This is a genomic window from Parapedobacter sp. 2B3, assembly GCF_041925275.1.
Classification (GTDB): Bacteria; Bacteroidota; Bacteroidia; order Sphingobacteriales; family Sphingobacteriaceae; genus Parapedobacter; species Parapedobacter pyrenivorans_A.
Genome location: NZ_JBHEUZ010000011.1, coordinates 67452 through 82711 on the forward strand (window position 1 = coordinate 67452; position 15260 = coordinate 82711).

Consider the following 15260-nt stretch of genomic DNA (forward strand, 5'->3'; position numbering starts at 1 on the left):
GCTTCGACCAAATGTGACTATCATTCCTATCTGACCGTCACTGGAGCTGAAGTAGCCGATGGCGCATTCAGGTCGATCTCGTTATCCGGTACCGGCCACCAACTCAAGTAGTTGTAATCGATTGTTGCATTCTCGTCTACCACATAAGAATTTGTACCAGCGGGAATATACAAAACCACCGCACCGGTCCGGCCTCCGCCTTGCGAAACGGGTTTGAGTATGCCCCACCTTCTCGCATCATAGAAAGCGACATTTTTGTTTAACAAGCCTACCCGTCTCTCTCTACGTAATTCTTCTAAAGCTTGCGCTTCGTTTAGCCCCGTACCAGCAACTGCCGGCAATTGCGCATTTTGATATACTCGCACCTCATCGATCAATGCAAGACCAGCGTCAATCTCGCCGGTCATGATCAATGCTTCAGCACGCATCAATTGGTTTTCTTCATACGCGCCCGCAATGGTTATTTCAGCCAATCCGGCTACCTGCGTCGAATAGTCGCCTCCATCTTCTATACGAATAAAACCAAATCGGGTGCTGTAATTAAACCCTCTCGCTTGTGCATTGATAATAGGGTATGTGGAATATTCCGTCGTAAAATTACGTTCGAACCTATCGTCTCCGGGTTTGTAATCTTGAATCAGACGTTCACTGGCGTGTGACCACAAATCAACAGTTGAACGAAACGGTTGCCACGCGGTTTCGGACACCAAATCATTCTGTAAGGATGAACGCATCGTAAACGTCTTATCATTAGCCTGCATACCATCTTGGGTGAGCGTCAACAGCTGCTGCCAATCTGCCGCGGTCATTTCGCTAACCTCTTTGTTTACCAAAAGGTTACGCGCTTTATAAGTGTTGATGTTCCTAATCCATTCTTGCGGAGAAATCACACCGCCTTTGCCCGTATTAGTGAAGGAAGGGATAATCGATCCAAAAAAATCACCGTAAACATCACCCGTCTGCAAACCGTTAAGAATATCGATTGCTTGATCAAAATTCCGGTTCGCCTCAATGATTATATCATTATGAGTCACAAAATCGCTATTCGTTTCATTGAGTGTATTTGCGATAATACCCGCGATGTAAATGGAACCAATCCTTGAATAGGCAAATCCCTTCCACCAATAGGCCCACGCACGCAGGATGTCAGCTTTTAACTCTCCATTCGTACCGAAACTCAAATCAGGATCATCTAATGCAGTTAGAATCAGGTTGGCTTGATTATTCACCAAATACATAGACTGCCATTCATATTGAAGGGCGTTGTCTTCTCCAAAACTCCTCCCATTCCGATTAAGCAATTCATCGACTTGCGAGCCACCTTGAGGCGGTGTAAGTACCGTACCATCACTCAATGTCATGGAAGTTGGTTGATTTACCCATCGCCAACCATAATTACCGACAGACGCAAAATAAGCATCGCCCATTAAATCGTGGTTTTGCAAGGTAAGCCACCAATATTCCAATCCAAATTTATCATAAATACCCAATGCTGCACGTCGTATACCTTCCTCTGTTTGCAAGGATGCTAAGCCCGGACTATTAGGGTTTACCAAGTCCAAACTATCTTTGTTACATGCGCTTACTCCAGCAATCACGGCAAAAGCAAGCAGCAAATATTTCAATTTTTTCATAACGTCTTCTGTTGTCAAATTATACATGTTACAGCCCAAGCATTACACCAAACTGAAAACTCCTCACGTTCGGGAATGAATGTAAATCCAATCCCCTTCTTGTGGCGCTGTTAAACGATGCAGATGCCTCCGGATCAATACCGGTATAATCGGTGATAGTAAACAAATTTCTTCCGGTTACCGATAATTGAAGGTTCTTAATGAAATTCGTATTCGCCAATAAATTGGTGAAATTGTAAGATATCGTCAAATCACGCAGCCTCAAGAAACTACCATCTTCTACGAAATAGGCATTGTTTTGATTCGTGTTATACAGACTGTTGTAATAGTTGACGTATGCACCTGTTTGGCCATTCACGGTAATGGGATTATCTAAGTCGGCATGTAAATAATCCCGATACAGCCATTGCCTGGTTTGGTTATAAATATCATTTCCATAATACCAATCCAACTGGAACGCAACATTCAAGTTTTTGTATATCGTCAGATTATTGAGAAATGTAGCAGTGAACAATGGCGTAGGATTTCCGATTTCGACATTTTCCGTAGTAAATCGGACAGCCTTGGTGGTTTTATTGACAACCATGCCGTTAACAACCTCGAAATCTCCGGCTTGTGATTCAGAAATATACCGGTTGCCATTTGCATCTAATTCGTCTAGCCTACTCAATGGCTTGTAACCAAAGAACGTAGATACCTCAGCTCCTTGACGTAGCACAAATTGTCCCGAACCGCCAGATCCTAAGATGATGTCTTTACCGTTGGAAATCCGATCTACGACTGTTTTACTGGTACCAAAACGCGTTCCAAACGTCCAGTTTATATTCGGTTTCGTCAGCACATCTACGTCGAGCGCAAACTGTAAACCATCGCTCTTTAACGTAAGTGCATTATCATAAACACCAGTTGCACCAGAAGACGGGGGTAGGTCTATCGTTCTGATTACATTTTCGCTGGCTCTATACCAATAGGTCGCATTGACTGTCAGACGCTTAAACCAGTCACCATTACTTAACATCGCGCCCAAATCGATTCCAAACTCCGTTTCATGGGACGATTGAACTTGCAAGTTCGGGTTCCTAGCCGTAGATTCAAGGGATAAGTATCCCGACGTTCCGATGTTACCTTGTCCCAATGTAATCTGCCGAGCATAAAAATCTGGTTGTGTGCCCGCCGCGCCGTAGGCACCCCGCAGTTTCAATTCGTACAGTAACGAAGAGTTGATCAAATCACCGACATTAAAGTATGCATCTGCCCGGGGGAATACGAATGGCTTGAAGTCGGCACCACCGAATGTGGATGCATAATCGACACGCACGCCTCCAGACACACCGAACAACGAACCGTAGTCAATACGTTGATTGACTAAATAGCCATACGTAATGAACTCACCAAGCAGTTCATCAACATACTGCTCATCACCCGAGCGCAAGGTATATGGCGGGAATGCCGCAAACCCTGACGCCTCGGCAGTTATCCTGCTTTCATTGGTTCTTCTCCAATCAAAAGCAAGGTGTGTACTGGTCTCGATCGGTAGGTTAGAGCCAAAATCCTCTTGAAAATCAGTTCTGATAAAAGCGCTCAGGAGCGAGTTTTGGTAGGTATCATTGTCGTTCCGATGAGTAAGTACGCCGCTTGTCGACGGAATTTTGGCTCCCGGAGTCAGTACATTCTCTTGATACCTAACAAAATCCGTATAATCAAACCTAGTGTTGTCGATACCGTATTTATAATCCAATTCTACAAAACGGTCAAACTTATAATTGATGTTGAAATTCTGCACAATCCGGTTGGTAACGCCGGTCATTGGATTAAACTGCTGGGTATAAAACGGATTCACGGAGTTGCCATTTTCAGGATCGGCAACATAGTGTCCATCCGCATTCTGGAAGGTCAAGTCCCAAAATGGCTTTGCCAACGAGGCAGCCCCGATCCCACTGTAAATATTGTTCGCACCAGTGATCCCGCCGGTCGTGTTATTGGCATGTACCAGTTGGGTAATGCTTCGCACGGTGAAGTTTTTGAATAGTTCGGCGCCAAGATTGGTAGAAACATTGTATCGTTTGTTTTTCCCAAAGACGATACTTTCTTGGTTTAAATGGGACAATGTGACGGCATAATCGATTGCATCCCCACCTCCAGCTATACTGACGTTCGTGTTGTGTGTCAATGCATTAGATATAAACAGTTGATCAAAATGATCGTACGTTTGCTCCATGTAAGGCTTATCGTTCAATAATTCCCCATTGACGGTGGGATTACCCGGTATCGACCAGCCACCGTTATCGTTTCTTGTGATACGATTCCCATTTGCATCTAAAATGTAACCCTGAGGGTCTACATTGTACCGGTGGTTTTTGGCGAAATCCAGATTGCCACGGAGCGCATTGTCAAATGAAGCCCTTGAGCTAATAGTAATTGATGGACGTTGCCCCCTTTTACCCCGTTTGGTGAAAATTTGGATAACCCCATTGGCGCCCTGAGCTCCATAAATCGTTCCCGCTGCCGCACCTTGGATCACTTCCACACGTTCAACGTTAGCTAAATCCAAATCCGAAAGGCGCGAAGAAACATTCTGGTCAGACCCAATATTGGAACCAGCAGCATTGATCTGCACACCGTCCACCAAAATCATGGGTTGCGTTCCCTGTAATGTATTAATCCCGCGCAGCAAAATAGAGGCTTGCTGTCCCGGCTGACCGGAAGTAGCCGATATTTGTGCTCCTGCTATCTTGCCTACGAGTGCCTGGTCTAGCGAACCTTGGGGTGCTTGTGGCAAATCCGAGGCGTCCAATGATTCGACCGCTATCGCCACCCGCTTACGTTCGGTTGCGACACCAACACCGGTCACCACAACTTCCTCCAGAGACGTGGCATCTACTGCCAGCTCAACATTCATGTGGTCACTAGAAGTAATGGCTATTGTCTGAGAAACATAACCAAGAAAACGAAATTCTAATGCCGTTACGGTCCCGGGCACATTGACCGAAAACGTACCTAGATTATCGGTTTGAGTGGCCACGCTGGCTCCCACAGCCAGTACAGAAACCCCAACAATAGGAGTTCCATCTTCGGAAGACGTCACCCTACCGCTGATCCTTCTGTCTTGGGCATACGCCGATCCGATCAGCAGTATCCCCAACATAAAGAAACATAGTAATTTTTGTTTCATGCGTTTGTGAATTTGGTTAAAAAAATAAAAATTGAGAATAGTGATTATACCAGGCCCCATTTGCTACCGGACCTGGTATAATAAAACCAAAACGACTTACTCGCCTGGTTTAATAACAAGTGAATAAAACCTTAACTGAAACAGTGCAGTTACAACTGCTGTTGATGATACAATGGCCGCTAGTTTCTTTCCGAACATCGTCTTCACGTTAACCTAAGATGCAATGACAATTTTAACCGCACTGTTGGTATGATATACCACTAACACCCTTACTTAAATCAAATATGATTTATCAGATAAATGACCCATATGTAAATCAAGGGGAAGGAGTACCAACAATGTGTGCTTAAAAAAGTGCTTTATGTGTGTCTAATTCTATCGCTCCTGCAAAAGTACAATGTTTAGCCATATAACCAAATTATCAGCTACAAAAAAGTTAAAAAATGTTAATATTATCAGGCGGTATTCGATAAAGATTTTGTTACTTTGGTTATAAATTTTTTAAAGAAAGCCATGAGTGCAAAAACCATTTCCATCATCGTTTTGACCGTACTGGTTACGGTTGTCCTAATGAAAAACATGGACGAGGTCGATTTCTGGATATTTGGCACGCGGTCGGTCCCCAAACTCGCCGTGTTGGGCACCATGTTCTTTATAGGTGCCGTAGTGGGTTTTTTGGTAGGTCGGCCAAAAAAGAAATATCACGATGAGGGATCCGAAACCAATGACCCTTCCTTTGAGGTAAAAAATCCCCTAGACCAAAACGACAACGACTACATCAACTAGGCAGCCGAAACACAAAGCGATGCCATCCGCCCTCATGCCGATAGGTCAATTCGGCACGGTGCAGTTGGGCGATTGCCTTTGCCACCGCCAAGCCCAGCCCCGTAGAAGTGGAGTTCTCGGACGATCGGTAAAAACGCGCAAACATCTTCTCCGTATCCAATGGCTGCGCCGACCCGGTATTCGCTATTTCGAAACTATCGTCTTTCACCACCATTCGGATACGCCCCCCTTCGTGGTTATGGACGATGGCATTTTTCAACAGATTGGTTATCAACACATCGGCCAAATCGGCATTGAAAGACCGTGTTAGCGTGGCTTCCTCTACAACCTCCACTTGGACGTTCCTGTAATGGAGCAGTTCAGAAAAGTCATCAACCTGTTGCCGCAACCGGGCGTTGAAATCAATCCGCTCGCCCGCGGCAAATTGCCGATTTTCAATTTTTGAAAGTAACAACAGTGACTTATTAAGGCGGGCCATCCGCTCCAGGTAATGGATGGCATTTGCCAATTGCCGGGCATCATCGCTCCGCGATTGCTCCAGCAGCAGTTCGAGTTTGTTGATTGCTATCGCCAACGGCGTCTGCAACTCATGGGAAGCATTTTCGATGAATTGCTTCTGCTGTTGGAAAACAGCGATGTTGGCCTTAAGCAGCTCGGCAACGGTATCGTTCATGTCCTTAAACTCCGTTACCTTTGTCTGCGGCGGATTAAACGACTTGTCCTCGCCCAGCTTAAATCCCCGCAGTTCGTGCTGCAGCTGGTAAAACGGCCGCCAGATTTTGCGGAGCACCCGATTGTTGATGATAAAGGCGCTGGCAATCACCGCCACATACAACCACAACAAGGCATGCAGAAGATCGCCCACGAGGTCTTCGCCCTCCACCATGGACGTGATGATCTTCAATTCGTAGTACTGCTCGTCTGCGGTAGAGAAGTAGGTAGTGAGCATGCGTACCACTTCATAGTCTTCCTCGTACTCCATATACATGGCGGTATCTCGGAAATCCTCGGTAGCCTGCAACGCCAATTCTCGGGGGATGGGTCGTATGGCGTAGTTGCTCTCATCAAAGCGGTTTTTGTGAAGCAGCGTCGAATCCCGGCTTGCCTTTTTGATAATAAGCATCTTGTAGTTTTCAAGCCCATCATCAATGCTGTCATACACTTCATCCATCATGCTGAAATAAAAGACCACCGCCCAGATACTGAGAATGAAGACCAGGGAGGCAGAAAGGTACAGCAACGTATGGTTGAGCAGTTTCATCTAAACGGTCAGCTTATAGCCCACTCCGTATATGGCCTGGATCTCCAGGTTGGCACCATGGCTTTTTAGCTTCTTCCGGAGGTTTTTTATCTGGGAGTAAATAAAGTCGAAATTATCCGCATTGTCCATATGGTCGCCCCACACATGTTCGGCCAATGCCGATTTATAGATGAGCCGATTTTTATTAACCACAAAGAAGGCAAGGATATCGAACTCTTTGCGGTTGAGGTGAACTTCCGTACCGGCAACACCCAGCGTCCGCGCGTCGAAATCGAGCTCCATGTTATTCAGCCGGACAACGTTGCCCCCACCCAACGCCTTGCGGCGTATCACGGCCTTGATCCGCGCATTGAGTTCGGCTAAGTGGAACGGCTTCGTCAGGTAGTCATCCGCGCCAAGTTCCAAGCCCTCAAGCTTGTCATCCAACGAATCCTTGGCTGAAATAATGATGACGTTATCCCGTTTCTGCTTGGATTTCAATATCCGCAGGAGATTAAGCCCATTTCCATCGGGCAATCCGACATCGAGCAGGATGCAGTCATAGTCATAAAGCGATACCTTCTCCGTGGCTGTTTGGAAATCGGGGGCCAGCTCCACGATGTATTGTTCCTTATTCAGGAATTGGGCCATGTTGTCGCGTAATCCCTTTTCGTCTTCTACAATAAGCAACTTCATTTCCAGGTGATTTGTGAAAAAACAAAGATACCGTGAAAATCTGTAAAAAAGCTGAACCACAAAAAAAGCCCATAAGACATTATCCCATGGGCTTCTGGTAACCAGAGTTACCGTCAGTCCTTCTTTTTCAGGTCGGCCTTCACGTCTTTGGCAGCTTCGCTCACCTCTTCGCCTACTTTCTTGGCGGCTTTCTTCACATCCTGGGCCACTGCTTTCGATGCTTCCTTCACTTCTTCCTTCGCATTCCTAACACCGGCTTTAACGCCTTCTTTGGCCTCCTGGAACGTCGACTTGGTCTCTTCCCCTAGCTCTTCCGCTTTCGCGCCGATATGGTCACCAGCCTTTTCGATGCTATCTAACGCCGTATCTATCTGCTCACCGACGGTGTGTTCATGTCCGTCGTGGCTGTGGTCGTGTTCCGCATGGTCATGGTTGTGGGCGTTATCCCCACCCGTTTGGTTGTTGCAAGCTGCAAACGTCAACGCACCGGCAAACAATGCTATCTGTGCTAATTTGTTCATCTATCTTATTTTTTCGTATGCAATTAAAAGCAAAGGTTATACCAATTTTTAGTCGTAAGTAAGTCATAGGTCGCTAGTCGGTGTACTACACTTATGACTCAAGACTCAAGACTCATGACTCATGACTCATGACTTACGACTTAAGACTTAAGACCAATCACCATAAACCGTCCCTTTTGCTGCCTCCAGTGTATTCTTCAACAGGCCCACAATCGTCATCAGCCCCACACCACCCGGCACGGGTGTAATCCACGACGATTTAGGGGCGACTTGGTCAAAATCAACGTCGCCATATAATTTATAGCCCGATTTGGTCTGGTCACTGGCTTCACGGTTGATCCCGACATCGATAACAATAGCACCGTCTTTGACCATATCAGCAGTGATGAAGTGCTTTTTTCCGATGGCTGCCACCACGATATCCGCCCGAAGTACTTCTTCCTTGATATTTTTCGTACGACTGTGGGTAAGCGTTACCGTGCAGTTTCCCGGTGTAGTATTCCGCGCCAACAAGATGCTCATCGGGCTCCCCACGATGTTGCTCCGCCCTACTACCACCGCATGTTTGCCTGTGGTGTCGATACCATAATGCGCCAACATTAATAAAACACCGTAAGGGGTGGCAGGGATAAAGCACGGCAGGTTACGCTGCATCCGGCCCAGGTTGACGGGATGGAAACCATCCACATCCTTGCGGTAGTCGATGGCCTCGGTAATGCGATCGGGGTCGATGTGCTTCGGCAATGGAAGCTGCACGATAAGCCCGTCTACTCCACCGTCTGCATTGAGTTCTTCTATTTTGGAGATCAGCTCGGCTTCCGTAACGGTTTCCTCGTAGTGGATATTGGTCGATTCGAAGCCAACCAATTCGCAATTGCGCATCTTGCTGGCTACGTACGTTTCACTCGCGCCGTCATTGCCAACCAGAATGGCCACCAAATGCGGACGACGCCCGGACGACGCCAGAAATTCCGATGCCCCCCGTTTGATGTCTTCTTTAATTTTCGCTGATACCAGCTTTCCGTCGAGTAATTGCATATTATTTGAGATTTTCGATATCAGATTTGAGACTTGCAAGGGCGCTCATTTCTCACGTCTCATATCTGATGTCTAAACAATCAATCCAATTTCAGTACCGCCATGAACGCCGACTGCGGGATTTCCACGTTACCAACCTGGCGCATGCGCTTCTTCCCTTTCTTCTGCTTTTCCAGCAGTTTGCGCTTACGGGAGATATCACCACCATAACATTTGGCGGTAACATCTTTCCTCAACGCACGGATGTTCTCTCGGGCAATGATCTTCGCTCCGATCGATGCTTGGATGGCGATTTCAAATTGCTGGCGGGGTAAGAGTTCTTTGAGTTTCTCGCAGATTTTCTTCCCGAAGTCGTACGAATTACTCCGGTGGATCAGCGACGACAGGGCGTCAACGGGCTCACCGTTCAGGCGGATATCCAATTTAACCAAATCGGACTGGCGATAGCCAATCTGGTGGTAATCAAATGACGCGTACCCTTTGGATATCGTTTTCAGCTTATCATAGAAATCAAATACGATTTCGCCCATGGGCATCTCAAATACCAGCTCCACCCGATCGGCCGTAAGGTACGATTGGTTAATGATCACACCCCGCTTCTGTATGCACAAAGACATCACCGGCCCCACAAACTCAGCTTTTGTGATGATATTTGCCTTGATATACGGCTCCTCCACAAACTCCAGCTTACTCGGGTCGGGTAGGTCCGAAGGGTTGTGCACGATGACCTCCTCATTGTTCTTGGTCAAGTAAGCCCTGTAAGATACGTTTGGCACGGTGGTAATCACCGTCATATCAAACTCCCGTTCCAATCGTTCCTGGATAATCTCCATGTGCAGCATCCCCAAGAAGCCGCAACGGAAGCCGAACCCGAGCGCGGCAGATGACTCCGGCTCAAACACCAGCGAAGCATCGTTTAGCTGTAGGCGGTGCATACTCTCCCGCAGCTCTTCAAAATCTTCCGTGTCTACCGGGTAGATACCGGCAAACACCATCGGCTTCACTTCTTCAAACCCCTTGATGGCGTCCTTACTCGGCCTGGCCGTATGGGTAATGGTGTCGCCCACTTTGACCTCGCGCGCCTCCTTGATGCCGGAAATAATATATCCCACGTCGCCCGTGCGGACAACTTCCTTGGATACTTGGTGGAGCTTCAGCGTGCCGATTTCATCGGCGATGTATTCTTTACCGGTAGCGATAAACTTTACTTTGTCGCCTTTCCGGATTTCACCATTCTCTACTTTGAAATAGGCCATGATTCCCCGGAACGAATTGAATACAGAATCAAAAATCAACGCCTGCAAGGGTGCTTCGGGATCACCTACTGGGGCCGGAACGCGCTCCACGATCGCGTTGAGGATGTCCAGCACACCCAGCCCGGTCTTGCCCGATGCCGGAATGATGTCTTCCCGTTTACCCCCGATCAGGTCCACGATCTGGTCCTTTACCTCTTCGGGCATGGCCCCGGGTAGGTCCATCTTATTCAACACGGGAATAATCTCCAGATCGTGCTCGATAGCCAAATAGAGATTCGATATGGTTTGTGCCTGGATACCCTGTGAAGCATCTACGATAAGCAGCGCCCCTTCACAGGCAGCGATAGACCGCGACACCTCATATGAGAAATCCACGTGCCCTGGTGTATCGATAAGATTCAGCACATAATCCTGGCCGTCACGGGTGTAATTCATCTGGATGGCGTGGCTCTTGATCGTGATACCCCGCTCGCGCTCCAAATCCATGTTGTCCAACAGCTGGGCTTGCGCCTCCCGTTGCGTAATGGTGTTCGTGTACTCCAACAACCGATCGGCCAAGGTACTCTTTCCGTGGTCTATGTGCGCAATAATACAGAAATTGCGGATGTGCTGCATACAAATCTACTTCAAGCGGCAAACTTAGATAAATTTCCTTTATGCACATAAAGAAAATTTATCGGTCTCTCCGCCTGCTATAAAGCGCTAGCCTACTTTGGCGGAAACAAGCACAAACATATAAAGGCATGAACTGGAGGATTTGCAGCTACTTCGTGTCGTAAAAACCCCTGTTAAAATGTCGTCATTACGCAATGACAGTAAAAAACCGATGACTGAAGCAGACATCGATAGACACAAAGTTCGCAAAAGCAGATCGCTTGGCGAAAAGGAGTAACCTTGGCGTTGCGTGAAATAACTCCGCGCTCTTTGCGTGAAATAACCCCACACCCTTTGGAATGAGAAAATTTGTTTGGTAAAAAAGGAAAAGCGTACAACAAAAATCTATTACCTTTGAGATAGTAACAATGCAGACACCATGCAACTGGCTATTATTTTAACGAGCAAATACCGACTGCTGAGCCTCGCGGCGATCGTTGATGTCTTCGAAACCGCCAACCGCCTCCTCGGGGAGATCGGGAGGCCCGCACAATACCGGATCACCTTTGTTGGTGCATCGGAAACCAAGGTACTGCCGGACGGCATCAGCCATATTCCCTATGAGCCCTTCACCAACAGGCAATGCTACGACCTGGTTTTCGTACCTGCCTTCGGCTCGGTAGACCTGGCGCATACCGTTATGGAAAACAGTTGTTATTTTCCCTGGCTCCGCGAACAATATGCCCATGGTGCCACCTTGGCCAGCAATTGCACCGGCGCCTTCCTGCTGGGGGCATCAGGACTGCTCAACGGAAAACGGGCGACTACCCACGTCGATGCCGCAGATAAGTTGGCTGCTTGTTTCCCCCATATCAAACTCATGCGGGACGCCGTGGTGACACACGATGCCAATATCTATACGAGTGGCGGTGCCACAAGCGGCTTCCACCTCATGCTTGCATTGATACAAAAGCATTGCGACCGGGAAATGGCCGTCCGCATGGCCAAGTTGTTTTCCATCGACATGGACCGCGAAAGCCAATCCTATTTCGGGCATTTCGCACCCACCGAGGCCCATGACGACGAATTGGTGATGCGGCTGCAAAAAAAGATAAAAGCCGAATTCAATGCCCTTAAGAGTGTGGAAGAAGCCATCGTGGATATCCCCGCGAGCCGGCGCAACCTGGTAAGGCGATTCAAACAAGCAACGGGGATGACCCCCATACGGTACCTCCAGCGCACCAAAATAGAGGCGGCAAAGAAATTGCTGGAAAACACCGAAAAAGGGCTACTCGAAATCATGTTGTCGGCCGGATACAACGATATGAAAAATTTCAGGCAGCTATTTAAAGACAATACCGGCATGACCCCGAAAGCCTACCGGGATAAATTTGCCATGCGGTTCGATCCGATTATATAATGTAATCGACCCGCTTCCAAAACGCATAAGGAATAAAAGATGACACGGATAGTGATTTGCATAATCGTAGGATACTTTCTAATGCCATGGGCCCACGCCCAGATTAAGCCCGGCGAGGAAAAAATCGTGGTGGACCTTCCTTCCGAGTACCGTTGGAAAAGTACGAAGATACCGAAAGACACCAAAGGCATACGTGGCACAGCATACACCATACGGGGTAGCGCGGCCAACGATGCTGCGGTAAAACAGGTCACGGTTACCACCATAGACCGAAGGTACTACCCCATGAAAGCCGAAGGCTCGCCCGAGGAAAAGTGGCTGTACGAGAAATCCGGCTGCCCAGAGGCTACATTAGAGGTGATCGACAAAAAGGTAGTGGACGGCCGCACTGCCATCCTTTATGCCATTAAATCAACGAAGACGCCCGATGATGGCGAATGTGGATCCGTGAACCTGATCACGTATGTAGCAGAAGGCTCCACGGCACTGCACACTGTTGAACTGGCCATCCCTCAGTCGCACTTTACGCCCGAACGCTATCAAAAGTGGTGCGATACCTTATTGAAGAGCCATATTGAATAAGCTAAAACAGCCAACCGAATTGCGTTGGCACCATCATTGCGTGAAAAAACCACTTGATGCATCCATACAATATGTTTTAATTGATAGATATTTCCTATGTTTACACCAGAAAAATTATTGAATATGAAAACCATAAATAGCTGTATAATAGCAGTATGCGTAGGTGCATTAGCTGTCTCGACCCAAAGCTGCAAGCCAAAACAGGTAGTGCTGCAACCAGCAGCAGAGGTAGTCGAGCGGGAGGCCCCCGCAGAGCGGGTGGTCTCACAGACCCCAAAGGAGGCACCCAAAGAGGCACCAACAACCGTTAAGCCGGTGGCCACCGCACCACCAAACTATGATTTCAAGAATATCCAATTCGAATACGATTCGCACGTATTGAAAACCGATTCTTATGCAATTCTCGACCACATATCACGGGAAATGCGCAAAGATACAGATGCGAAGTTCATTGTAGACGGCCACGCCTCTATCGAAGGCACTCCCGAATATAACATGGAACTATCCATCGATCGTGCCAACGCCGTAAAGCTCTACTTGGTCAACTCGGGTATCCCGGCAGACAACCTGACGGTAAAAGGCTATGGTGCTACCCGGCCAACCGCATCGAATGATACGGAAACCGGAAGGGCACGGAACCGACGGGTGGAAATCAAGCACGTGAATTGAGGGCATGGCGGACCTGAAGTATAACCAGCGTGGTGTATCGGCTGGCAAGGAGGACGTCCATAATGCCATAAAAAACCTCGACAAGGGATTATTCCCGCAGGCATTCTGTAAAATCATTCCCGATATACTGGGTGGAGACGATGCTTGGTGCAACATCATGCACGCAGATGGCGCCGGCACCAAATCATCGCTCGCCTACGTATACTGGAAGGAAACGGGTGATGTATCCGTGTGGCGGGGCATTGCCCAGGATGCGATTGTGATGAACCTCGACGATTTACTATGTGTAGGTGCCACGGATAATATCCTGCTATCCTCCACCATCGGCCGCAACAAAAACCTCATCCCCGGCGAAGTTATCGCCGCCATCATCAACGGTACGGAAGCGATTCTGGACGAGCTCCGTGATTTGGGTATCGGCATCCATGCCACCGGCGGCGAGACCGCCGATGTCGGCGACCTCGTGCGCACGGTTATTGTAGACAGCACTGTCACTTGCCGGATGAAACGTGACGACGTTATCTCAAACCACCGCATACAGGCCGGCGACGTCATCGTCGGACTCGCGTCGTACGGCCAAGCCAACTATGAGCAGGCATACAATGGCGGTATGGGCTCCAACGGGTTAACCTCCGCACGGCACGACGTGTTCAACAAGTCCGTTGCGGAACGATTCCCAGAAAGCTACGACCCAGCGGTACCTTACGAATTGGTGTTCGCTGGCAACAAAGGGCTCACGGATACCATGGAAATCCCCGGCCATGGGGTTACCACCATAGGGAAATTAGTGCTCTCCCCCACCCGGACATACGCTCCCGTCATCAAGGAGGTACTTGATAACCACCGCCAGCAGATACACGGCATGGTGCATTGCAGCGGTGGGGCGCAAACCAAGGTGTTGCACTTTATCGGTAACCTCCATGTAATCAAAGATAACCTGTTCGATATCCCGCCGTTATTCAAGCTCATCCAAGAAGAATCGGGCACCGATTGGCAGGAAATGTATAAAGTATTCAACATGGGCCACCGCATGGAGCTGTACGTGCCGGAAACCATCGCGGCCGACATCGTCCGCATCGCGGGTAGGTTCGGTATTGCCGCGCAAATCATCGGCCGTGTGGAAGCTGCCAAAGCAAAGCACGTCACCGTGAAATCGCAGGTTGGTGAATTTCACTATTATTGATGGCGCACAAACCCAAAACCATCGGTTGGAAAGAAGTCGTTGACTTACCGGATTTGGGTATCCACGGCATACCTGCGAAGGTAGACACCGGTGCCCGGACATCCGTGTTGCATTGCAGCCACATCCAGCTGATTAAAAAAGGGCGTAAGCAATTTGTCGAATTCCGGCCATTGGACGACCTTCGCCACCCCCCTAACGAAACATACATCCTCCCATTCCATAGCGAACGGAAGATCAAGAATTCATTCGGACAGGAGGAAAACCGGTACATCATCAACACCACCGTTTCCCTATTCGGTGAGCCGCGCCCGATTGAAATCTCGCTGCGTGACCGCTCGGGCATGGAGTTCCCGATGCTGTTAGGCCGTAGTTTTCTCCGTAAGAAATTCATCGTCGATGTATCGCGGTCGAACCTATCCGCCAAATCAGTCAGCAACAAACGATAGGGGAAGCAAATCATATAGCACAC

General features: G+C 48.3%; 13 protein-coding genes. 6 read left to right on the plus strand and 7 right to left on the minus strand.

Features of this window, described 5'->3' with window-relative positions:
* Positions 1 to 26: 26 nt before the first annotated feature.
* Positions 27 to 1634, minus strand: coding sequence for a RagB/SusD family nutrient uptake outer membrane protein (locus ACEVG1_RS13435; RefSeq protein WP_374744250.1), 1608 nt, complete (start codon positions 1632 to 1634; stop codon positions 27 to 29).
* Between the two features lie 28 nt (positions 1635 to 1662).
* Positions 1663 to 4866, minus strand: coding sequence for a SusC/RagA family TonB-linked outer membrane protein (locus ACEVG1_RS13440; protein WP_374744251.1), 3204 nt, complete (start codon positions 4864 to 4866; stop codon positions 1663 to 1665).
* Between the two features lie 453 nt (positions 4867 to 5319).
* Here ACEVG1_RS13440 and ACEVG1_RS13445 point away from each other — a divergent pair, with 453 nt between their 5' ends.
* Positions 5320 to 5592, plus strand: a complete 273-nt coding sequence (locus ACEVG1_RS13445) for a hypothetical protein (RefSeq protein WP_374744253.1) — start codon at positions 5320 to 5322, stop codon at positions 5590 to 5592.
* On the opposite strand, the gene ACEVG1_RS13450 is transcribed toward ACEVG1_RS13445, so the two are convergent.
* The 5 genes from ACEVG1_RS13450 to lepA form a co-directional block, all read right to left on the minus strand.
* Positions 5585 to 6853 (minus strand): sensor histidine kinase, encoded by a 1269-nt coding sequence (locus ACEVG1_RS13450; RefSeq protein WP_374744254.1) that lies wholly within the window; start codon positions 6851 to 6853, stop codon positions 5585 to 5587. The two genes, ACEVG1_RS13445 and ACEVG1_RS13450, sit on opposite strands and share 8 nt — an antisense overlap.
* A complete protein-coding gene (locus ACEVG1_RS13455) occupies positions 6854 to 7528 on the minus strand; it encodes a response regulator transcription factor (protein ID WP_374744256.1) in 675 nt (224 codons plus the stop codon). It lies immediately after the preceding gene.
* Between the two features lie 113 nt (positions 7529 to 7641).
* Positions 7642 to 8049, minus strand: a complete 408-nt coding sequence (locus ACEVG1_RS13460; protein WP_374744257.1) for a hypothetical protein — start codon at positions 8047 to 8049, stop codon at positions 7642 to 7644.
* Positions 8050 to 8196: 147 nt separating this feature from the next.
* The gene (locus tag ACEVG1_RS13465; RefSeq protein WP_374744258.1) at positions 8197 to 9087 is read right to left on the minus strand and encodes a bifunctional 5,10-methylenetetrahydrofolate dehydrogenase/5,10-methenyltetrahydrofolate cyclohydrolase; all 891 of its coding nucleotides are present in this window, start codon (positions 9085 to 9087) and stop codon (positions 8197 to 8199) included.
* 80 nt (positions 9088 to 9167) lie between these two features.
* Positions 9168 to 10958, minus strand: coding sequence for a translation elongation factor 4 (lepA, locus tag ACEVG1_RS13470; protein ID WP_374744260.1), 1791 nt, complete (start codon positions 10956 to 10958; stop codon positions 9168 to 9170).
* 418 nt (positions 10959 to 11376) lie between these two features.
* Here lepA and ACEVG1_RS13475 point away from each other — a divergent pair, with 418 nt between their 5' ends.
* From ACEVG1_RS13475 to ACEVG1_RS13495, 5 genes are all read left to right on the plus strand, one after another.
* On the plus strand, positions 11377 to 12357 hold the full coding sequence (locus tag ACEVG1_RS13475) for a GlxA family transcriptional regulator (RefSeq protein WP_374744261.1): 981 nt from the start codon (positions 11377 to 11379) through the stop codon (positions 12355 to 12357).
* Between the two features lie 81 nt (positions 12358 to 12438).
* Positions 12439 to 12939, plus strand: coding sequence for a hypothetical protein (locus ACEVG1_RS13480; protein ID WP_374744262.1), 501 nt, complete (start codon positions 12439 to 12441; stop codon positions 12937 to 12939).
* Between the two features lie 123 nt (positions 12940 to 13062).
* Positions 13063 to 13608, plus strand: coding sequence for an OmpA family protein (locus ACEVG1_RS13485; protein WP_374744264.1), 546 nt, complete (start codon positions 13063 to 13065; stop codon positions 13606 to 13608).
* Positions 13609 to 13612: 4 nt separating this feature from the next.
* Positions 13613 to 14791 (plus strand): AIR synthase related protein, encoded by a 1179-nt coding sequence (locus ACEVG1_RS13490; RefSeq protein ID WP_374744265.1) that lies wholly within the window; start codon positions 13613 to 13615, stop codon positions 14789 to 14791.
* The gene (locus ACEVG1_RS13495) at positions 14791 to 15237 is read left to right on the plus strand and encodes an ATP-dependent zinc protease (protein ID WP_374744266.1); all 447 of its coding nucleotides are present in this window, start codon (positions 14791 to 14793) and stop codon (positions 15235 to 15237) included. The genes ACEVG1_RS13490 and ACEVG1_RS13495 overlap by 1 nt, the downstream gene beginning before the upstream one ends.
* The last annotated feature ends 23 nt before the right edge of the window (positions 15238 to 15260 follow it).

What these genes read in the sequence shown, in the direction of transcription:
- ACEVG1_RS13435 (WP_374744250.1), bottom strand. Translation starts at nt 1,634, where the DNA reads ATGAAAAAATTGAAATATTTGCTGCTTGCTTTTGCCGTGATTGCTGGA.
- ACEVG1_RS13440 (WP_374744251.1), bottom strand. Translation starts at nt 4,866, where the DNA reads ATGGGGCCTGGTATAATCACTATTCTCAATTTTTATTTTTTTAACCAA.
- ACEVG1_RS13445 (WP_374744253.1), top strand. Translation starts at nt 5,320, where the DNA reads ATGAGTGCAAAAACCATTTCCATCATCGTTTTGACCGTACTGGTTACG.
- ACEVG1_RS13450 (WP_374744254.1), bottom strand. Translation starts at nt 6,853, where the DNA reads ATGAAACTGCTCAACCATACGTTGCTGTACCTTTCTGCCTCCCTGGTC.
- ACEVG1_RS13455 (WP_374744256.1), bottom strand. Translation starts at nt 7,528, where the DNA reads ATGAAGTTGCTTATTGTAGAAGACGAAAAGGGATTACGCGACAACATG.
- ACEVG1_RS13460 (WP_374744257.1), bottom strand. Translation starts at nt 8,049, where the DNA reads ATGAACAAATTAGCACAGATAGCATTGTTTGCCGGTGCGTTGACGTTT.
- ACEVG1_RS13465 (WP_374744258.1), bottom strand. Translation starts at nt 9,087, where the DNA reads ATGCAATTACTCGACGGAAAGCTGGTATCAGCGAAAATTAAAGAAGAC.
- lepA (WP_374744260.1), bottom strand. Translation starts at nt 10,958, where the DNA reads ATGCAGCACATCCGCAATTTCTGTATTATTGCGCACATAGACCACGGA.
- ACEVG1_RS13475 (WP_374744261.1), top strand. Translation starts at nt 11,377, where the DNA reads ATGCAACTGGCTATTATTTTAACGAGCAAATACCGACTGCTGAGCCTC.
- ACEVG1_RS13480 (WP_374744262.1), top strand. Translation starts at nt 12,439, where the DNA reads ATGCCATGGGCCCACGCCCAGATTAAGCCCGGCGAGGAAAAAATCGTG.
- ACEVG1_RS13485 (WP_374744264.1), top strand. Translation starts at nt 13,063, where the DNA reads ATGAAAACCATAAATAGCTGTATAATAGCAGTATGCGTAGGTGCATTA.
- ACEVG1_RS13490 (WP_374744265.1), top strand. Translation starts at nt 13,613, where the DNA reads ATGGCGGACCTGAAGTATAACCAGCGTGGTGTATCGGCTGGCAAGGAG.
- ACEVG1_RS13495 (WP_374744266.1), top strand. Translation starts at nt 14,791, where the DNA reads ATGGCGCACAAACCCAAAACCATCGGTTGGAAAGAAGTCGTTGACTTA.